At 38.5% G+C, this 22321-nt stretch carries 13 protein-coding genes and 1 tRNA gene; 3 read left to right on the top strand and 11 right to left on the bottom strand.

The genetic code is table 11. From position 1 onward, the window contains the following. Nucleotides 1–85: 85 nt before the first annotated feature. The 6 genes from ACT9TX_RS11690 to ACT9TX_RS11665 form a co-directional block, all read right to left on the bottom strand. Complete coding sequence (locus tag ACT9TX_RS11690) at nt 86–391, bottom strand: hypothetical protein (RefSeq protein WP_481338475.1); 306 nt, start codon at nt 389–391, stop codon at nt 86–88. Continuing rightward, nucleotides 376–624, bottom strand: a complete 249-nt coding sequence (locus ACT9TX_RS11685) for a hypothetical protein (protein ID WP_481338474.1) — start codon at nt 622–624, stop codon at nt 376–378. Before ACT9TX_RS11685 ends, ACT9TX_RS11690 begins: the two co-directional genes overlap by 16 nt. A 247-nt stretch (nt 625–871) precedes the next feature. Next, nucleotides 872–2233: an efflux RND transporter periplasmic adaptor subunit gene (locus ACT9TX_RS11680; RefSeq protein WP_481338473.1), complete on the bottom strand. Its 1362-nt coding sequence runs from the start codon at nt 2231–2233 to the stop codon at nt 872–874. 62 nt (nt 2234–2295) lie between these two features. Next, nucleotides 2296–3723 (bottom strand): TolC family protein, encoded by a 1428-nt coding sequence (locus ACT9TX_RS11675; protein WP_481338472.1) that lies wholly within the window; start codon nt 3721–3723, stop codon nt 2296–2298. Between the two features lie 154 nt (nt 3724–3877). Continuing rightward, nucleotides 3878–5041 carry a trans-sulfuration enzyme family protein gene (locus tag ACT9TX_RS11670; RefSeq protein ID WP_481338471.1) on the bottom strand — a complete coding sequence of 388 codons (1164 nt, stop codon included), beginning with the start codon at nt 5039–5041 and terminating at the stop codon, nt 3878–3880. Between the two features lie 72 nt (nt 5042–5113). Further along, nucleotides 5114–5920: an N-acetylmuramoyl-L-alanine amidase gene (locus ACT9TX_RS11665; protein WP_481338470.1), complete on the bottom strand. Its 807-nt coding sequence runs from the start codon at nt 5918–5920 to the stop codon at nt 5114–5116. A gap of 157 nt (nt 5921–6077) precedes the next feature. Between ACT9TX_RS11665 and ACT9TX_RS11660 the strand changes: the two genes are divergently transcribed. Beyond that, nucleotides 6078–6638, top strand: a complete 561-nt coding sequence (locus ACT9TX_RS11660; RefSeq protein WP_481338469.1) for a DUF4256 domain-containing protein — start codon at nt 6078–6080, stop codon at nt 6636–6638. 60 nt (nt 6639–6698) lie between these two features. On the opposite strand, the gene ACT9TX_RS11655 is transcribed toward ACT9TX_RS11660, so the two are convergent. Further along, on the bottom strand, nt 6699–7733 hold the full coding sequence (locus ACT9TX_RS11655) for a 2-oxoacid:ferredoxin oxidoreductase subunit beta (RefSeq protein ID WP_481338468.1): 1035 nt from the start codon (nt 7731–7733) through the stop codon (nt 6699–6701). A 294-nt stretch (nt 7734–8027) separates the two neighbouring features. Then, nucleotides 8028–9350 (bottom strand): glycosyltransferase 87 family protein, encoded by a 1323-nt coding sequence (locus tag ACT9TX_RS11650; RefSeq protein ID WP_481338467.1) that lies wholly within the window; start codon nt 9348–9350, stop codon nt 8028–8030. A gap of 816 nt (nt 9351–10166) precedes the next feature. On the opposite strand from ACT9TX_RS11650, the gene ACT9TX_RS11645 reads away from it, so the two are divergent. Both ACT9TX_RS11645 and ACT9TX_RS11640 read left to right on the top strand, forming a co-directional pair. Continuing rightward, a complete protein-coding gene (locus tag ACT9TX_RS11645) occupies nt 10167–18212 on the top strand; it encodes a PKD domain-containing protein (protein WP_481338466.1) in 8046 nt (2681 codons plus the stop codon). Nucleotides 18213–18358: 146 nt separating this feature from the next. Continuing rightward, entirely contained in the window at nt 18359–19465 is a 1107-nt protein-coding gene (locus tag ACT9TX_RS11640; RefSeq protein WP_481338465.1) for an acyltransferase family protein, read from the top strand. A 76-nt stretch (nt 19466–19541) separates the two neighbouring features. Here the strand turns inward: ACT9TX_RS11640 and ACT9TX_RS11635 are convergent. From ACT9TX_RS11635 to asnS, 3 genes are all read right to left on the bottom strand, one after another. Continuing rightward, nucleotides 19542–19614, bottom strand: a tRNA-Phe gene (locus ACT9TX_RS11635). Nucleotides 19615–19703: 89 nt separating this feature from the next. Continuing rightward, nucleotides 19704–20492, bottom strand: coding sequence for a DUF3050 domain-containing protein (locus tag ACT9TX_RS11630; protein WP_481338464.1), 789 nt, complete (start codon nt 20490–20492; stop codon nt 19704–19706). Nucleotides 20493–20646: 154 nt separating this feature from the next. Continuing rightward, entirely contained in the window at nt 20647–22098 is a 1452-nt protein-coding gene (asnS, locus tag ACT9TX_RS11625) for an asparagine--tRNA ligase (protein ID WP_481338463.1), read from the bottom strand. Nucleotides 22099–22321 lie beyond the last annotated feature (223 nt).

Below are 22321 nucleotides of genomic sequence, written 5' to 3'. Positions count from 1 at the left end.
AATTTTATTAGTAAACAAACATACGAAAGCTTGTAGAATTGTGCTTTACCTAATTGCTGTTACTTGTTTTATGAAAATGCTATAATTACTTAGAAACTTGTTTGTTTGGATGTTGCCAAGTATTAAAAAACTGAACCAATTCTATGGTGGTACTATGGGGCAAATACCGATATATCAATAAGATGCGTTTACTCACTTTTGTTTTTCTAATACCTGCTCTATGATTAGTTGGTACACCTATTTCTGGTTGGGTTTGTAAAAGCAATAGTGTTGTTTGTGTGCTAATTATAAATCTTTCAACCTCACGAGACGTCCAATTATCTCGTAAATACTCAATATTTTGTCCATAAGATTGTATGGCTAGTTGCGACCAGATTATTTCACAAACCATTGTGGGTATTGTTTTTTTACATCTGCATCAGATAAACCTTTACCATTGTCAAGTTCATTAATTGCTATATCAATAGCTGCAGCTTGATGTTCTGGTAAATCACTCCACCAATCTTTAGTTAATGGTATGGGTTGGTCTTTTATTATTGCTTGATGCAATGAAATTACAGTAGCATCTTCTGCTGTATCAAGGTATGTTTTTAAGTCTCTTCGCATTACTTTCACATTTACCATAACAAGTAATTTGATAGCTAAGTTAAATATTTAAAACAGAAATACAATAATACTAATTGCACTAAAGAAAAGGACACATCAGTATCCTTACAGATGTATCCTTTTCTTTAAAATTATTTGATAGAATGTATGCTTAGACGAAAAGCTGCATAGCGATAAGAACGTACAAGTGGTACTTCGTAAACTCAGTATAAATTTACAACCGCAGCTAAATAGTAGTACAGCAGTTGGTTACATACACATTTACTTATTCTTTTTTCTTACCGTCATCGTATAGCTTGTCTTTAGCTACCACTTTTACTTTGTCGCCATCTTTTAAACTTTTACTTACTACGTTGTATGGCGCTATTACTACTTCATCGTCTTTCTTAAGTCCACTTGTAATCTCAATATTGGTAAGGTCTTGAATGGCTGTGGTTACTTTTACTTTTTTCACTTTGCCATCTTTTTGCAACACAAATACAACTTCTTCTAGTTCGGTAGCAGCAGGTGCTTTTTCAGCGCTATTCGTTGTTGTAGTTTCTTTCTTTTTATCGTCTTCTTTTTTGCTATCACTCTTAGGGTCTCTTGTAGTTACGGCATTAAGTGGTACAGATAGCACATCTTTCTTTGTTTTGGTTTGTATGTCTGCACTTGCACTCATGTTAGGTCTAAAAGGAAAACTTTTACCTGAAACAATTAAGTCTTTGTAGCTGCTTTCAAGCAAGCGAATGTGCACTTTGTAGTTAGTAACGTCTGTAGATGAACTTGTGGTTACAGAGGTTGTTGGGTTAGCAATTTTGTACACAATACCAGTAAATTTTCTGCTAGAATAAGCATCAACTTGTACAATAGCAGTATCGCCAATTTTTACTTTAGGAATATCGTTTTCGCCTACATCTACACGTACTTCTATGCTACGCATATCTGCAATGCGCATCATTTCGGTACCTACGTTAAAGCTATTACCTGCAACACGTTCGCCTTTTTTTACAGCCAATAAACTCACAATGCCATCCATTGGTGCAGTAATTACAGTTCGAGCCATGTCTTTGTCGGCTTTGGCAAGTTGTGCCTCGTTGCTTCTAATGGTGGCTTCACTACTTTTTAAACCTTCTTTAGCTGCATTATAGTTAGCTTGTGCGGTTAAAAATGCCTGCTGTGCGGTTTCAAATTCTGAGCGAGAAATAACTTTATCGTTCAATAATTTTTGTTGTCTATCGTAGTTGGTTTTAGCTTGGTCTAATGTTGCTTTTAGGCCAACAATGCTAGCTGCAGAATTGCTTAACTGTGCTTTAGCTTGTGCTACACCTGCAGATACTTGGTCTCTTTGTGTAGCATAAATGTCAGCATAAATACGAGCAAGAATTTGACCACGTCTTACGCTGTCACCTTCGTTTACAGGTAGTTCTACAATTTCACCACTAATATCTGGACTTACTTTTACTTCTACTTCTGGGTACACTTTACCGCTAGCATTTACCGTTTCGGTAATGTTGCGTAAAATGGCTTTATCAGTAGCTACTTTTATACCTTCTTCTTTACCAATGACGCCGCTCATTTTTAAACCTACAAGCGCAACAATTACTACTGCTAAAGCAATAATTATCCAAAGGAGTGTTTTATTCATAATGATTTTTTTATGTCGTTCTGTTGTTTTCGGTTTTGTTGTTTTGTAACGGTTATTCAGCTTTATAATTTTAAACCTTGACCTTTATAAAACTCTAGTAATTTCATTTTAAACACATAATCGTATTGATTAGAGATTTGTTGAAACTGCGCAGTTGCTAGGTTATTTTGAATAGTGATTAAATCAATGGTGCTAAGCAAACCAACTTCATAACGTTTAGTGGCAAAGTCTAGTGCTTTTTGATTGCTTTCTACTTGTCTTTTACCTGCATTAAATTTTTGCAAAGCATTGATTACATTAGTGTAAGCCGTGTAAATGTCTTGCTTAAGTTTTTGATTGGCTTGTTCCTCGGTGACTTTTAAACTTTTTAGGTTCAATTTTGATTGCTCGTAGTTAATTCTATTAGTACCACTATTGAAAATTGGTACAGATATACCTAAACCTACACTTTGCCTAAAATTTTGGCTTAGCTGATTGAAGTAAGATATCTTGCCATAAGAGACACTATATGATGGCGAAAAAACTGTATAGTCTATTGTATTTACTTTTACCGTACCACTTGCAACGCTTGATTGTGTAACACCTATAACTTCTACAGACTTATTATTGTAAGTACTACCTAAAGAATAATTAGCAGATATTGTTGGATACAATGTCGCTTTAGCAGCTAGTATTGATTTCTCAGCACCTTTTATTCTTAATGTATTTGACTTTTGTATAGGCTGATTGTTCAATGCTAATAGAAAAACATTTTCAGGTTGTAATTCTGCTAGTGGTTCTAAAGGTATTTTATCTACAGCAGGTATTTCTACCTCAAATGGTGCGGCTGCATCTATGTTAAGTAAAGCTTTTAGCTGCAACACATTTTGTTGAAAGCTAGACTGTGCAGCAATATAATTGCTACTATCTGTTGCTAATTTTGCGTCCAGTTCTAGTGCATTCAATTCAGGTAACGATCCTGCAGTTACTTTTTTACGTGTAACTTCAAGTTGTGATTGCGTTTGTTGAATTTGTATAGCTACAATATTTACCTGCTCTTTAGAAGCCAATACTTGCAAATAATAAGTAGCTACGCTCAATGCCACGTCGTTAGCGGCTTTTTCTATATCTACTAATGCAGCTTTAGCGCTAAATTCTTGCGCAGCAATATTGTTTTTAATTCTGCCCCAGTTAAATACTTGTACACCACCTTGTAAGCCGTAGTTCTGAGATAATAACTCAGTATTGGTATACACGTTGGTAGTAGGGTCAATAGAGCGACCAAATTGTGGACCTATACTTGTACTAAACGAAGCTGTAGGATATTGATACAACTGCGCCTGCTTTAGTTGTAAGGCACTAATTCTAGCTTGTACATCTGCTTGTTTTACAGAAATGTTGTTCTTCATGGCATAGTCAACACACTTGCGCAAATCCCATTTCTCAGGGTTGGTTTGAGCAGTTAGTTGCAGTACAAATGCCAGTGCAATGAGTGTAAATGCGGGTTTCATAATATAACAAAATAACGGAAAGGCTTTGATGTGGCAAAAGTTGTTTTTTTATTCTCACGCAGATATCGCTGATTGGCGCAGAAAATGACATTTTACCGTTTCTATAAGCCATAATAAGATTGGTAAAAAGTTGCATACATTCTGAGAAATACAGTTACCTTATATGAGTAAATGCCTGTTCTAAATCTTTAATAATATAATCTGCATCTTCTAAGCCTACGTACAAGCGCAACATTCTGTGACCTTTATTTTGTGCATTAAAACTTGCTTGCGGCAAACCTGCGCATTTAGGTATAATTAAGCTTTCGTAGCCACCCCAACTTACCGCCATTAATATGTGTTGTAAGCTTTCGCAAAAGGTTTCTATCTGCTGCACTGTAGTTGCTTTTATGGCAAATGTTAGCAGGCCACAAGCGCCAGTCATTTGCTGTTTGGCAAGCTCGTACTGCGGAAAATTAGGCGATAAGGGAAACAATACTTCTTCTACTAATGGATGTTGTTCTAAATAAGCGATAACGACTTTGGTAGTGTTGCTGATACGTTCTATACGCATAGGTAAAGTACGTAAACCTCTTAGCAATAACCAAGCATTAAATGGCTGAATACCACTACCAACTGTATTGTATTCGCTATTAAAAATCCGTTCTATCATGGCTTTGCTGCCGCTTAATACACCTGCTACTACATCGCTATGGCCACTAATGTATTTGGTAGCAGATTGTAGGGCTAAATCTATACCCAAAGCAATAGGCTTTTGGTAAATGGGTGTGCAATAGCTATTGTCTATAATGGTTACAATATTGTGTTGCTTGGCAAGTGCTGCTATGGCTTGTAAATCTTGTAGCTCGTAAGTAAAACTATTGGGGCTTTCAAGGTAAATGATGGCAGTATTGGATGCAATTGCTTTGGCAAAATTCTCTGTATTAGTGCCATCTACATAGGTATGTGTAACACCAAATTTTGGTAGTATTACTTCAAATAATTTCTTTGCCCATGTGTATGGATTTTTTACCGAAATAATATGGCTACCGCTTTTTACATTGGCTAATACAGATGCAAATATGGCTGCCGCACCGCTGTTAAAAACTAAGCAATCTTCTGCTTCATCTAGCGCAGCAAGCTTTTTGCGCAGCATATCAACCGTTGGGTTTAAACCACGGCTATACAAGTAAGTGCTGTATTCATCTTCAAAGCTTTTGCGCAGCGCATCTACTGTTTTAAAAGCAAAGTTTGAGGTTTGAATAATAGGTGGTGCTACGGCATTAAAGTAGTTCTCTCTGCCTTCTGCATATTCGTTGATGATGTATGATAAATCCATGTTTAGTTACTGGTTTCAAGTTGCTAGTTGCTGGCTTTTCCATTGTCTATGGTCTATTGACTATCGACTGTTCTACATATATTTTTTGTACAAATTCTGCAATACCACTTTATCTGCTTCATTGATTCTTTTAGTTGAGTCTTGCATAAAATGACGCTTAAAAGCACGTATAGCAGCACTTGTGTCTTTTACGTCGTAGCCAATAATGCGCAAGGCTTGTAAATGATTAAAGCTACTATCTACTTTAGCGTTAAGTGTTTCATCTTGCCAAAGACCAAAGCCTTTTTGTGCCAGTGTTTTCCAAGGAAAATAAATATTCGGGTCTACCTTACGTGTAGGTGCAATATCACCATGGCCTATAAAGTTGGCAGTAGGAATATTATATGCCTTTTTCAAATTGCCAAGTAATGTAAGCAGGCTATTAATTTGCTCATCAGTAAATTTTTCAAAGCCGTTATTGTCTATTTCTATACCTATAGATGCTGAGTTTAAATCTACCGTATTGCCCCATTTACTTACGCCTGCATGGTTTGCCCTTAAGTAATCATTAAGCATGTGATGAACTGTACCATTTTTACAAATAACATAGTGTGCACTTACTTGCGAAGCTTTGGTGGTAAAGGTTTTAAGTGTTTGTTCGCAACTGTTTTGTGCGGTGTGGTGAATGATAACAAAGTTCGGCTTGCGCATACCAAAATTGGTAGTGCCTACAAAATCTGTATTGCCAAATACACTATCAGTTAAAGGATATTGCTTAAGCACACTGGCAAAAGCTTTTGCTTGTTCCTTGTACACTTTATTGGTAGTGCGGTAAGGTGATTTTGAACAGCCAAAAACTAGGAATAATAGCAGCAGTAATGGTAAGGTTTGTTTAAGCATAGCGGTAAATTAGTTGGGGCAAATTAAGCATTTACAAGTCACTAGCTTTTACCATTTAAATGATTCTTATGTACTACATCGGCTAGTTTAAAGCTTTTAAATCATTTTTATTATCTGTTAAGATTACATTTGAAACATTCTAACCCAATCTTCATCAATGGCCAAAATATTAATATCAAAAGAACAACAATCTACACTGTTAACCACTTTACAAACTAGGTTTGAGCGACACACATATCGCCATCTAAACATTGAATGGAAAGATGTGCAGTTAAAGTTAGAATTAAACCAACAAAAACTATGGTCATTATGGCAAATGGAAGAAACTGGCGGCGAACCAGATGTTATTGGCTTTGATGCAACTTCTAATGAATATCTTTTCTACGATTGTGTAGCTGAAAGCCCAAAAGGTCGTCGTAGCTTGTGTTACGATCAACAAGCGCTTGATGCTCGTAAAGAAAACAAGCCAAAGGGTAACGCTATTGCTATGGCACAAGAAATGGGAATTACAATATTATCTGAAAAAGAATATAAGCAGCTACAACAGCTAGAAAAAGTAGATACCAAAACTTCTAGTTGGCTATTAACACCTTCATTAATTAGGCAACTTGGCGGTGCTATTTTTGGCGATTATCGCTATGGTCAAGTATTTGTTTACCACAATGGTGCAGAATCTTACTACGCTGCTAGAGGCTTTAGAGGATTATTACGGGTATAAAAAAAGTCATTAGCTTATGCCAATGACTTTTTGTCTTTCTGTTTTTTATCTCTTTGCCTTTTATACAATTTCCCACACTTCTTTGCCTCGTAACAACGCGTCTAAATTGCCTTTGCCTTTGGTGGCAATGGTTTCTTCTATTTGTAAGCGCATCACATCTTCGTAGCAAGCTCTTTCGGTGGCATAAAATACACCAAATGGTCTTGGAAAATGTCCTTCAACTCTTGGGTCGTCAAACATGCGTACTAATATTTGAGCTTTGTAAAAGTCGTTCTCGTCGTGAATCCACAAGTCATCAGTACTTGCACCTTCTTCTAGGTCTACAATCACAGGGCGCAAACCATCTAGCTTAATACCTTTGTTTTTTGCTGCACCAAATACCAATGGCTGACCATGTTCTAAGAAAATAACCTCATTTAGTTTAGAACCTTTTTCAGTAAATATTTCAAATGCTCCATCGTTAAAAATGTTGCAGTTTTGGTATATCTCTAAGAATGAAGCGCCCTTATGTTGCTGACTTCTTGTAAGCATCGCTTGTAAATGCTTAGGATCACGGTCCATACTGCGTGCAATAAAAGTTGCATCAGCACCCATAGCCAAGGCCATCGGGTTAAATGGATGGTCAATACTACCTATTGGTGTACTTTTCGTAATCTTATTTTCTTCAGATGTAGGTGAATATTGCCCCTTGGTTAAACCATAAATCTGATTGTTAAACAATAAAATATTTACATCAAAGTTTCTGCGAAGCAAATGAATGGTATGATTACCACCTATGCTTAAGCCATCACCATCACCTGTAACTATCCATACACTTAGTTCAGGTCTAGTTGCTTTAAGGCCACTAGCTACAGCGGTTGCACGTCCATGAATAGAATGCATACCAAATGTATTCATATAGTAGGGAAAGCGACTGCTACAACCAATACCACTAATTATTACAATATTCTCTTTAGGAACGCCGATAGTTGGCATTACTTTTTGCACCTGGGCTAGTATAGAATAGTCGCCACAGCCAGGGCACCAACGCACCTCTTGATCCGTAGCAAAATCTTTTGCTGTTAGGGTTGGTGCTGCTAATGTATCTGTACTCATGCTGCAAAAGTATTTGAATGTAAAGCATTAACCAACTGAAATATTGTCTACTAGATAAGTTGGCTAATAAATTTTATGGAAATGGTAAACCGCTATGCTGTAATTTTCAACTATAGTACGGCTTTTGATGGGAGTAAGGTAGGAGTTATTACCTAGTTGGAATGAGTTGTAAAAAAGAACTTGAAGTAGTCCTATCGCAATAGTAAATTAGCTATATGTGCCACAGTCGTGTGAGAATTTCTATAGTCAGAACCAAGTTTTGATTATGCGGAAAAATAAGAACATGCTAAATTTCTAGGGTAACAACATTAATAGCCTATTAATAAAACGACCCGCAAAATTGAACTCCTTTGTTATTTGTAATTCAGCCTTGCGAGACTGAATAATGGTAAGAAGTACAGCCAAAATACAAAGTACTTCACCTAATGAATAAGATTCAGGTATCCAACTAACTCTAAAAATATTCAACAGTATACCAGTTACTAATAACCACTTAGCTGTTTGCGTGATAGGGATATCAAAAAATACAATGATGCTTATAATAACCAAAAACTGCAGAAAATTGTAGTTGAACCGAAGGGCTGGTAAAAAATATTCTAGTACTAACATCAATACCGCAGCAAAAAGGATATATAGCTTTTCCTGCTGATAAAACTTCGGATGCCATTTGTTGATACCCCAAAAAAAGAATGCCGAAACAAACGTATACATGGTATATAATACCGATGCATTGCTAGGTAAATGCAGTAGAATTAAGAGCTTTTGTACAGAAAATATATCTGCTTTATCCCAATTTTCATAAGCCACTAGTTCAGGCGTTTTAAATGTAGGCATACCTTCTAGGTAGCTTGGTAAATGAATGACAAACTCTTCTCTTACGTTTGGTATTGTGCCCATATTTTCAAACCCATAAAACGGCATCGCTTTAAAATACTCAATCCATACCTGAGTGCCATAGGCAAGGCTAGTAATGGTGTATACAACAATAATGATTCCTAAGTATGGTAAAACCATCTTGTTATTTTTCTTAAACAGAAATAATGGTAAAAATACCATGGCATATGGCAACCTTGCTATCGTAACAATACCAGCCAATAGAGCAGCAAGAATTTTTTGCTCTTTTTTATAGGCATATAAAGATGCGACTGCCAGCAATGTGTAGTGAATGTATATCTGTCCGCTGCTGCAATGAAATCGCCATCCTGCTATAAATGGAAATAGGCATGCTATTACAACTAGAAATCGATTGTTATGATATATGGTGTTCTCTATTTTTTGGGTAAGTAGAAGTAGTATACTGAGTAATGAAAGGTAACCAAGTATATACCAAATGACTACAATTCGAGAATAAGTAAGCCTGTGTAAGTGGTTGGTGAAGAAAAGTACAGTAGGTGTTACCGTATTGCCATTTACAATTTCAGTTTGCCTTTCTGTAAAATTGAGTAAGCTAATATCATCACCTAGTTGCCACTTATAAAAATAGGCCGATTTATGCGCATCAAGTAATCTTGTACCAGTAATTCTTGTTCGCAAATCTTGAAAATAGCGTTGCTTAAAGTAGCGAGAGGTTATAAATATGGATGCTGCTGCAATTGCTAGTAAAACAAGCCATATCAAGTATTTTGTTTTGATGTGTGTTAAAAATGTCACGAAGAATAAATGGTTTTGTCAGCTTGCAATAGCAAAACTAATAGTATATTGATTATTCAGTAGAAATAGATTGCTAGTATTTTACTGCACATAGCCATAATCTTCATTTACAACGTTTTTTAATCTTAGAATTCACTTAAGCAAGTTTTCCGATAGGGTTACTAATACCGCCTAAATAAGCGATTTATCAATGGATATACAAATGCTAGGTTTCAAAATTGTTAGAACTGCATTATAACAAAACAGCATAGCAGACTAGTGAAGCGTTTTACTTTTTTCCCTTTCTTTAGTCATAATAATATCACAACCCACCACATTAAATTCCCATTTTTTAGAGTAGGGGTGGTCGCAGACGGGGTTTTTCACGAGCAACTTTTTCGTCCTAAAAAAGTTTATAGTTGTATTGCTTCGACTATCTTCAGGCAACTACAAGCAACAACAATTCAGTAGATAACTAGTTTGATGATTAATAAGTTGTCACTAATACAGGTGGCAGTAAGTGCAATCAGCTTTTATAAGTGCCACCCCTTTATCTTAGGGGGTATAGTCTATAATGTGTTAATATTTTTTTGGTAGATAGAAAAAAAGTCTATTTTGCATCACAATTGCTAAAAAATTGTTAATAACTTTTGTACCATTTTGACACTAATCCGATGAAGATTATCTGTTCAAAATACTAAATACTTCCCATTTACGTTATTTGCGTGATAGAGTATTGGTTGTAAAAGTTATAACGATTGTTTACTTAGCAAAAAACCAATATATCCTTATAAAAATCAGACCATGCCTAAATCCTTTACTAAATGCCTGTATGCTGTCGTATTGTCGCTACTATTAGCCTGTATAGCACAACTAACTGTAGCCCAAACAGCCTCTACTGTTCAAGTAGGCGGTACAAGCAGTATCAACACGGTAACAAAAGCTACATCTACGGTAGTAGATCCCAATTTAACACTTACATCTGATGGTACCATTTCAGGCTTTACAGTGCAAATAACTGGTAGCTATACTAATGGCGATGTACTTGGCTATAATGGAAGCCTTCCTTTTGGTATTACTGTTTTAAACGGCAGCTTTAATACTACTTACAAAGCGCTACAGTTTGCTGGTATAGCAGATGCAGCTACTTGGCAAGATTTATTGAGGCGAGTAACGATTACTACTGCCAACGTAACTTGCTATCCAGAGCAAAGACAAGTGAGTTTTATTGTTGGGCCTAAATTGTATAACTTAATCAATGGTCACTTTTACGAAAAATCGGCCAATGCAACAGATTGGATAACCGGCTATAACACTGCAAAAGTTACATCTTATTTTGGTCGTCAGGCTTATATGGTAACCATTACTTCGGCTGCTGAAAATAGTTTGGTTGCTTCTTACTCTGTATCTTGGTTAGGGGCTTCTGATGATTATAGATATATAGATACAGCTGTGGGATTTATAAAATATAGTCAACAAGGATCTTCAAGCGGTACTTCAAGTACAGGGTCTGAAGGTTTTTGGCATTGGGTTACAGGGCCAGAAAAGGGTACTTTGTTTTCTAGTGGAAATACTAGTTCTACCTCTCCACTAACTGCTGTTGGGCAATATGCCAATTGGAATGGTTGTTGTAATGCACAAGGATTTCCTACTGAGCCAAATGGTAATAACGGTAGTGAGAATTTTGGACAAATGCTAAGCGGTGGTACTGGTCTATGGAATGATTTGCCAGCTACTTGTTGTAATCTAAATACAATTTATGAGTATGGCGATATGTCTACAGATAATGTGTCATCTAACGTCGTGTTTACAAGAACAATAAATCTTTCAGGTGCACCATCGGGTACAATTACTAATGGTAACAATACCGTTTGTTCGGGTACTAACAGTACCACATTAACCTTAAGTGGGTTGGCTAGCGTTGGTACGGTTTCTAAATGGCAATCATCTACAGATAATTTTATAACCACAACTAACACAACAGATATTGCTAATACAAGCACAAGTTATACAGCAAGTAATATTTCGCAAAATACATTTTATCGTGCGCTTGTAAATACTACAGGCTGTTCTAATAATCCTACATCATCAACTTTTATTAAAGTGAGCACTGCTGTGGCAGGTAATATTGTTGCAGATAATAACACCATTTGTAATGGGGCTAGTGTGAACTTTACGTTGAATGGCTATAGTGGCACAATCAGTAAATGGCAGGTTTCTACCAGTAGCACATTTGCAAGTGGTGTTACAGACATAGCCAATACTACGGCTGTATTGTCTTATCAATTAAGTACAGCAGGTACATACTATTTTAGAGCTGTGCTAAATAATTGCTCAAATAGCGTAAACACAACACCTTACACTATTACAGTAATTAATGGTTCGGCACCTGTGGGCGGTACTGTAAGTAATGCTACATTCTGCGGTGGTAGCAATAGCGGTACATTAAACCTTACAGGTTCTACAGGTAATGTATCTAAATGGCAATATTCAATAGATGGCGGTGTAGTATGGACAGATGTAGCTAACACCATAACAACCCTTAGCTATACAGGCATTACAGCAACAAGAAGATATAGAGCCATACTAACCAATGGTTCTTGCGGCACAGCTATTAGTGCCATAGGCGTTATTAGTGTTAATCCTGCTTCGGTAGCAGGCACAGCAAGTGGTTCTACGTCTGTATGTGCTAGTACAAATAGTACCACGCTAAGTTTAAATGGTAATACAGGTAGCATACAATGGCAATCATCTACCAATAATAGCACGTTTACAGATATTGCTGGTGAAACAGGCGCCACTTATGTTGCAAGCAACTTATCAGCTACAACATATTACAGAGTAGTGGTAACCAATGGAAGTTGTACACTTGCAACATCAAATACTGTAACAGTAACCGTAAAACAACCATCTACATCAACTACTAATACTAGCATTTGTGCAGGTGGTAGTTATAGTTTTGGTGGTAGTAGCTACACAACTGCTGGTACTTATTTGGTTCATTTAACCAATGCAGTAGGTTGCGATAGTGCAGCGACACTAAACCTTACGGTAAACCCATTACCACCTGCACCAACTATTACACCAAGTAGTGCTACTACTTTTTGTACTGGTGGTTCAGTAACCTTAACATCAGACGCTGCTACAAGTTATGCTTGGACAGGCGGTGCTACCACACAAGCTATTACCGTATCAGCTGCTGGTACTTATTCAGTAACCGTGTCAAATGGTAATTGTACTGCTACATCGGCACCTGTAACTGTAACAACATTGCCAGCTAATACAATGTCGCTTACTTCATCGGCAGCAACAGCAGCACAAACGGTATATGCTAATACTGCAATGACTAATATTACTTATAGTACCACGGGTGCAACAGGCGCTAGCTTTAGCGGCTTGCCAAATGGTGTAACCGGTAATTGGAATGCTAATGTGGTAACTATTAGTGGTACGCCAACTGTAAGTGGTATTTATAATTATACAGTAACATTGACTGGTGGCTGTGGTAATGTAACTGCATCAGGCACTATTACTGTACCATCTGTAACTATTACATCAAATGTTCCTACTAATACTATTTGTGCTGGTACGTCGATAACATTTACAGCTACACCTAAGTATGCTACTAATCCTACTTATCAATGGAAGAAAAATGGTGTGGCTATTTCTGGTGCAACAGGTAGCACTTATACAACAAACACATTGGCAAACAGTGATGTTATTACTGTTGATATGACTGTTGCAGGTGCTATGAGTACTAATTCGATAACAGGTATCGTAACTTCTGGGTTATCTATTTATTTAAATGCAAAAAATACCACTAGCTATCCGGGTACGGGTTCTACTTGGTACGATATAAGTGGTAATGGTTATAACTCTTCATTAACCAATGTTACTTACAGTAACGCCAATAATGGTGAATTTGCCTTTAATGGTAGTAACAGTATTGTAAGAACACCATCTATACCAAATACTGGTGTTGGTGGTAATACTTCGGTAACATGGTCAGCTTGGGTATATCCAACAACCACATCAGGTACTATTATGTACATGTCTAGCGATGTAAATGGTGGTGGATGGAACATGCCGCCATTATACTTTACCAATAAAAGATTTATAGGTAGTGTGTATAGTAACACGCCAATATCGGATGTGTCAGATTTTACCTTGAATACCTGGTATCATGTAACATTAGTGTACGATGGTTCTTTAAGAACAAGTAAGTTGTATGTAAATGGCGCTTTGGTGAATTCTGCTACAAACCAAACATTTAGTGGTCCAGGTTCTACAGCCTATATGTTCTTAGGTCTTAGAAATGGTGGTTGTTGCCATAATGGCTACAACTTTACAGGAAGTATGTCATCATTTATGGCTTATGGCGGTAAAGCATTAACTGCTGCCGAGGTATTACAAAACTATAATAATGGATATACACCGCCTGTATCTTCTAATGGCATAACAGTAACAGTAAATGTGTTGCCAACCGTAAATGGTATTGGTCAAGGTGGAGATCTTGGTAATGGGCTAGCCTTTAATAGCGCCGCTGCTAACTATGTAAGTGTTTCAACCAATACTAATATACCTGTAACTACAGGTGCTTACACTATAGAGTCGTACATAAAACCAAGTGTACATGCTAATAATGGTATAGTAGGATGGGGTAACTGGGGCGCGGTTAACCAAGTAAATGCTCTACGTTTAGGCACCGGTAACACAGTAATAAACTACTGGTGGTCTAACGATTTGATAGTGACTCTACCTGCAAGTTTAGCTGATGGTTTGTGGCATCACATTGCAGCTACATATGACGGTACTACTCGTAAAATATATGTAGATGGTATATTAAGAGGTCAAGATAACCCGAGTGGTCAAGCAGTTACAAATACCTCTAATTTAAGAATTGGTACTACTAATAATACCGAATACTTTAATGGTGGCTTAGATGAAGTACGTATTTGGAATGTTGCTAGAACTCAGGCTCAAATACAAGCATCTATTGCTACAGAGCTAGCAGGTACAGAAGCAGGATTGGTGGCTTATTATAATTTTAACCAAGGAGTTGCTGGTGGTACTAATACTGGCATAACTACTTTACTAGATAAAACTTCAAATGCGAATAACGGCACATTACAGAATATATCTTTAAATGGTAATATCTCTAATTTTATGGCAGGTGCAAATAGTAGCGTTATAAGCGGCATTGTTTGTTTAGGTAATCAGCTTCAATTTACTGACGTAACTAGTGGTGGTATTTGGTCATCATTAAATGCAAGTGTAGCGAGTGTGGATGCTTCTGGTGTAGTAACAGGTGTAACAGCTGGTACTACAAGCATTAACTACACGGTTACAAACAGTAATGGTTGCGTAACAACAGTTACAAAGTCTATCACAGTAAATACATTGCCAGTAGCTACCATTTCTGCAAGTGGTTCAACAACCTTGTGCTTGGGCAGTTCAGTAACATTAACAGCAAGTGCAGGCAGTAGTTATGTATGGAGCAATGGGGCAACAACTAGAGCCATTACTGTAAGTACTGCTGGTAACTATAATGTAGCTGTAACTAATGCCAATGGCTGTACAACCACATCGGCTAATACAACTGTTGTAGTTAACAGCCCAAGCGCCTCAACGACAGTAATCAAAGTGCCATTTGGTGCTACCTATGTATTCAATGGTGTCACCTACAGTGCCACAGGTATTTATGTAGCGCATTTAACCAATGCGGTAGGTTGTGACAGTATCGCCACCTTAGACTTCACGGTAGATCCAAAACCAAGTGCTGGCCCAGACCAAACGGTAGCGTGTGGCAGCACTGTAAAAACAGTGACCTTAACAGGTTCGTTACCAACCACAGGTGTATGGTCATCAATGGCAGGCAACGACCCAACGGCAACTATAGGCACCAATACCAACGGTGTGGTAGAAATCACCCTGCCAGTCGCACCATTTACAGGCAAACTAAGTTATGTGTACACCACGTTTGGTGGTAAAGACACCGTAGATATTTATGTGACAGGCCCAACCAGCCCAGTTATCAATGTAAATGCAGGTTCACCAATTATCTGTTCAGGTTCAACGGTACAATTATGCCCACTAACATGGGGCTTTAGTAACTACCAATGGTACAAAGACGGTTACCCAGTAGCAGGTACGACAGGCACCAGCTCATGTATCACGGTAGATGCCACAGGCATCGGTAGCTACACACTAGCAGGTACCAACGGTGCAGGCTGTTGGAGCGTTCCATCAGCACCACAAGTAGTGAGCACCACCAATACTTTAACCAAACCAACCATCAGCGTAAGCGGTTCAACTACCTTATGCAATGGCGGTAGCGTAACACTAACCTCATCATCAGCAACTGGTAATTTATGGTTCAAAAATGGTAATTCAACAGGTGCAATAACACCAAGTATTACCGTAACAGAGCCAGGCGACTATAGCGTATTAGTGACTACAGGTACTTGTACCTCAGCTATGTCAGTAGTTACTACCGTAACAGGCGGTGTAAAAGCAGGCTTCATTACAGCAAATGCCACCAACAATTGCGATAGCACCTTCAGATTCACCTCAACCAGTGCCAATACAACAAGTAGTTGGAACTTTGGTGATGGTACTACAGCTACAGGCAATAGCGTAACACATAAATACGCAACAGTCGCTTTATTTACGGTGCAACAAGCCGTAATAAGTGCAGGCGGCTGCAAGGACACGGCAGTACAAACCGTAACAATAGTCAGCTGCCCACCACCAGCGCCAACGACATGTAACATCACACCAGGCTTTACCATTATAAATAATACTGTGAACGGTGGAAGCTATACCTACATTAGTACTTCAACCATTACCAATGGTAATATGACCTACTTCTGGGATTTAGGCAACGGTACCACATCAACACTAATCAGTCCATCGGTAACTTATACAACAGCAGGTACTTACCAAGTGAAACTAGTCGTAACAGGCGATTTAGGCTGTAAAGATTCTATTACACAAAGTGTGGTAGTAAGCATAGCAGCACCGCCAGTAACACCACCAGCATGTACCGCACCAGTAGCCGACTTTACCATAGCCAATGCCACACAGTGCTTAACAGGAAATGCCTTCAGCTTTACCAATACCAGCACAGGTACCGCACCAAGCTATACATGGACCTTTGGTGATGGCAGCACAGCCGTAACCACGACGGCCGCAGCCTACAGCTACACAACAGCCAATACCTACACGGTAACGCTAGTAGCAACCAATAGCTGTGGTAGCCACCAAGTAAGCAAAACAGTAACTGTAAATACCGCACCAGCTATGCCAGCAAGTATTAGTGGTTCAACCAGTATAACAGCAGGTGCTACTACTACACTAAGCAGCGCCACAACAGGTGGTGTATGGAGCAGCAGCAATACAGCCGTAGCAACAGTAGACGCCAATACAGGTGTGGTAACAGCCATATCAGTAGGTACAGCAACCATCAGCTACACAGTAAGCAATAGTTGTGGTGCAACAGCTACCAGTTTAGGCATTACCGTAACAGCAGCAGTGCCGCCAGTAACACCGCCAGCATGTGCAGCACCAGTAGCTAACTTTAGCATCAACAATGCCACACAGTGCTTAACAGGCAATAGCTTCAGCTTTACCAATAGCAGCACAGGTACTGCACCTAATTACACCTGGATCTTTGGTGATGGCAGCGCAAGCGTAACTACTACCAATGCAACTTATAGCTATACAGCAGGTAATACCTATACAGTAACCCTAGTAGCAACTAATGCTTGCGGTAGTAACCAAGTAAGCAAAACAGTAACCGTAGCAACTGCACCAGCAACGCCATCAGGCATTAGCGGCGCCACTACTATAACAGCAGGAACCACCAGCAACTATAGCAGCGCCACAACAGGCGGTGTATGGAGCAGCAGCAATACAGCAGTAGCAACAGTAGATGCCAATACAGGTGTAGTAACAGCGGTAGCAGCAGGTACAACTACCATCAGCTATACTGTAAGCAACAGTTGTGGTGCACCAGCCACCAGCTTAAGCATTACTGTAACAGCAGTAGTACCGCCAGTAGTAGTGCTACCAACACCTACACCATGTAACCTACAAGCCAGCTTTAGTGTCAATAATCTTAGCCAATGTGTGAATGGTAATCAGTATGTATTTACCAATACCACCACAGGCGGTACCGCACCATTTACCTACTTGTGGGATTTAAATGATGGTACAACAGCCACTACAGCCAATGTAACAAAAACGTATGCTAACTATGGTGATAGAGATGTCACCCTAATGGTAACCGATGCCAATGGTTGTACTAGCCACGCAGCTACCACACAAATACATGTAGGTGCACAACCAAAAGCAGGCTTTAGCATATTAACGCATACAGGCAATGGTCAGAATACCACATTCATCAGCTCAAGCACTATAGCCGCAGGCAATATGAGTTACTTGTGGGATTTAGGTAATGGACAAACATCTACCCTAATAAACCCAACCACTACTTACACACCAGGTACTTACACAGTAAAACTAGTAGTAAGTGGTATTGGTAGTTGTAAAGACTCATCGATACAAAGCATCACCGAGCTAGCAGTAGCAAGTGTGAAAGTGTATCCAAACCCAGTGATAGATGCGATACAAGTAAGCTTTGTGTCAGCGTCAGCAACGCCAACCACGTTTAAGCTAATGGACTTAGCAGGTAGAACCTTACAAGTACAAACGGTAACACCAAGCAGTAGAGGCGTGAATGTACTAGCTACGATGAACACAAGAGGCTTGCAAAGTGGTAGCTATGTATTGTACATATCAGACGAGCAAAACGGCTTCCTAGCTACTAAAGCGATATTGAAGCAGTAAGTAAATAAGTTAAGAGAATAGATAAATAGTAAGCGGCTAGTAACGAAAGTTATTAGCCGCTTTACTTTGTATTCATTACTATACGACCAGTTGTACCAATACTATTTATATTTATCGCTTTTAAAACCCATTGTCTCTTATCAGATATGACTTCTTTAGCAGCAGCAAGCAACCAAACGCAACGGTTTCAGGCACTAACTGGCATTAGGTGTATTGCTGTGTGTATGGTGTTTATCTACCACAACCGAAAATATTGGTACGGTTGGCTACATCCAGAGGTAATGCGCTTAGCGAATGAATGTCACATTGGGGTAACTCTATTTTTTGTGTTGAGTGGCTTTTTAATTGCCTACACGTATGAAGATAAACCACTGCAATCTGCTAGTAGCTACTGGCGCTATTGCTTGGTACGTTGTGCCAGAATACTGCCCTTGTATTGGGTAATATTAACCGCATATTATTTAGACAAGCGTTATGGTAATTATCATTTTTCTGCATTTACCTACACGCTAGCACATGGCTTTAGTGATGTGCATAATTTAGATGGTATTAACCAAGCTTGGTCGCTTACGGTAGAGCTTAATTTTTACTTATTAGCGCCTTTGTTATTTTTTCTTCAGCAAAAGCATATTGTGTGGTTGTTTCTAGCGCTAATAGGCTTGTATGCAGCTTATTGGTCTATCGGCAGTGTTTGGTATGTTATCAACCATAATACGCAGCGGTATTTTAGACCCGCCCACTTTTTGCTAATGGGTACTTTTCCCGGTAGGGCAACAGATTTTTTAGCAGGCATGCTTCTGGCAAAAGCTATAAAGCAGCAGCAGGCATGGCTAATGAAGATGCCTTATAAAACTATCGTTGGCATCATTAGTTTGATAATGGCTATGTATGGTATTGGTTTACTACAGCCAAATGCTTATCAGCATGGCTATAATCATCCTGTAGGTATGTTGTTGTCTAAAACCTTATTGCCAATGAGTATTGCTTTGCTTTTGGCAGGGCTTATTTGCGAAGCGACAGTATTACAACGCTTACTTGGTAGCAAACTGTTAGTATTATTAGGCAATGCTTCTTTTGCTTTCTATTTAATACATATTAGCTACGTCAATCTTCGTTTAAAAACATGGGTGCTGCTGCCGGATAGGAATTTTGTATTACTGTGGCTAATAGCTATTGCCTTATATAAATTTATAGAAACACCTCTGTACAATTATTGTAGAAAGCGGTTGCAAGTGGCTGTACCTAGAAAGTAAATAATAGCTTTTAGCGATTAGGAAAAGGTACAAAACACAAAACCCACAACTAGTGTGGGTTTATGTTCTTTAAATGTGGTGTGAGCCGGGATCGAACCGGCGACACAAGGATTTTCAGTCCTTTGCTCTACCGACTGAGCTACCGCACCATCCGTAAAGGGCTGCAAATATAATAGCTAGTTTGCAATTTCAGAAATAATCTGCTAGTTTTTTTGGAGAAATCTTAAAATAATTTTTCTTAAGCTAAAGAAACCACTTCTTCTAGCTTTTGACTAATGGCATTCCACAGTAATTGGCGCTTTTGCAAAGCCAAAATAGATGCTTCTGTAGCCGCTTGCCATTTAGCTGTATCATCACCACATAATTCTGCTACCATTTCCATAGCCAAGTGGCCGTGATGGTCACCATCTACCTCAATATGACGCTCTAAGTAGTATTTTAAGGTACTTACTTGTTCAGGGTGGCTAGCCGATAAATCTCTTACCAAACCTAAAAACATATCTGGTATTAAGTCTTCTCTGCCAAAAGTAAATACTGCTGCTTGCACATGGGCTGGATGATTACGTACAATATCAAACGTAAAACCTACAAATGCTTTGATGGCTTCGGGCATTTGTAACTTATCCAAAGCGGTAATTACATCCACACCATTGTTAATGTATGTAAGCAATTGTTCAATAGTAGCAGTGTCTGCACCAAGCTGTTGCATGGCTTTTAGGTACAGTTCAAAATGACTAGTACGATTACCATGTTCATCTACATCACTTTCTTCGCCCAATACTATTTCGTTAATTAAATATCTAGTATTGGCACTGCCTACAGGTACCCAAGGTGTGGTAGTGCAGGTGAGATGTTGTTGTAACGCCTTTAACAAACTCATAAAATCCCACACGGCAAACACATGATACGTTGTAAATAACTGTATTTGAGGGATATTCTGTAATTGACTGTACAATGGATGCGCTACCAATTTTGCCCTATGTGGTGCAATGGCTGCTTGTAACTGCTGAATGTGTTGATTACTCATGCTTATAAATACGATTGTAATAAAAACTTGGATGCTATAATAACAAAAAGAAACCTGCTAAAGTTTACTTAGCAGGTTTCGATGTAGTATATTTCTTTGAAAATAATGACACACTAATTCGTAACATTCGTGTAATTCTTCTAATAATTCGTGCTTAGAATTCACAGTTTTTAGGTGTTCTTGCAAAAGGTATTACGTCTCTAATGTTCGTCATACCGCTTACAAATAATACCATACGCTCAAAGCCAAGGCCAAAGCCTGCATGCGGTACGCTACCAAATCTACGTGTATCTAAGTACCAGCTCATTTCTTCAGCAGGTATGTGCATTTCTGCCATACGAGCTTCTAACTTTTCCAAGCGTTCTTCTCTTTGGCTTCCACCAACAATTTCGCCAATACCTGGTGCCAAAATATCCATCGCTGCTACGGTTTGTTTGCCTTCCTCACAGCCATCGTTTAGGCGCATGTAAAACGATTTGATATGTGCAGGGTAATTGGTTACAATCACCGGCTTTTTAAAATGTTTTTCTACCAAGTAGCGCTCATGTTCACTTTGCATATCAATACCCCAAGATACATCGTATTTAAACTTCTTCTTTTTATAATGCGGTGAATCCAACAATATTTGAATGGCTTCTGTATAAGTAATGCGCTCAAATTTATTATCGGTTACAAAGCGTAATTTCTCTAGCAAACCAAATTCTTGACGCTCTGCTTGTGGCTTTTGTTTTTCTTCTTCTGCTAAGCGTTGGTCTAAAAACTCAAGGTCTTCCTTGTTGTTTTCCATTACATATTTAATCAAGTATTGGATAAAGTCTTCTGCCAAATCCATATTGTCTTCAAGATCATTAAAGGCAACTTCTGGCTCAATCATCCAAAACTCAGCCAAGTGACGAGCTGTGTTACTGTTTTCAGCTCTAAACGTAGGGCCAAATGTGTAGATATCGCTAAAAGCCATAGCGCCCAATTCACCTTCAAGCTGGCCACTTACCGTAAGATTGGTGCTTTTACCAAAGAAATCTTCGCCATAATTAATGCTGCCATCTTCATTTTTTGGTGCGCTGCCATCCATTGGCAAGGTGGTTACTCTAAACATTTCACCAGCACCTTCAGCATCGCTAGCGGTAATAATGGGTGTGTGTAAGTACACAAAACCACGGTTATTAAAAAACTGATGCACAGCAAATGCCAATGAGTGACGTACACGAAAAATAGCACCAAACGTATTGGTTCTAAAACGTAAATGTGCTTTTTCACGTAAAAACTCAAGGCTATGTTTTTTAGGCTGTAAAGGATATTTTTCAGCATCGCTATCGCCTAAAATTTCTAAAGTGGTGGCTTTAACTTCTACCGATTGACCCTTACCTAAACTTGGTACCACAGTGCCTGTAACTTTAATAGAAGTGCCTGTGGTTAAGCGTTTCAGCGTGTCGTCATCTACTAAGCCAAGTGTTACTACTACTTGTAAATTATTATTAGTACTACCATCGTTCAAGGCTATAAACTGGTTGTTTCTAAACGTACGAACCCAACCCATTACAATCACTTCGTGACCCGTTTGTTCACTTGCAAGTAGTGCTTTAATTTTTGTTCTGTTGTTAAACATGGCTTTTTGTTTTGGTAGCCGGCAGTAAAGACGCATTGCAATGCGTCTCTGTCAACATCGGCTAGATACATTATTGGGCTTTGCCCACCTTAAAAAGGATTGCGAAGATAAAGTTTTGACAACTTAGTAATGTGATATAATTGAACAAAACAGGGCAAACGCATCTAAATTTATTTTTTGCATACTTATTAAGTAAAGGCGAACGTTTTGGATAGAAAACATT

The organism is Parasediminibacterium sp. HNIBRBA5674, from assembly GCF_056745525.1.
Note: the sequence above shows the minus strand (reverse complement) of the source record. Positions and strands in the feature narration are given on the sequence as shown.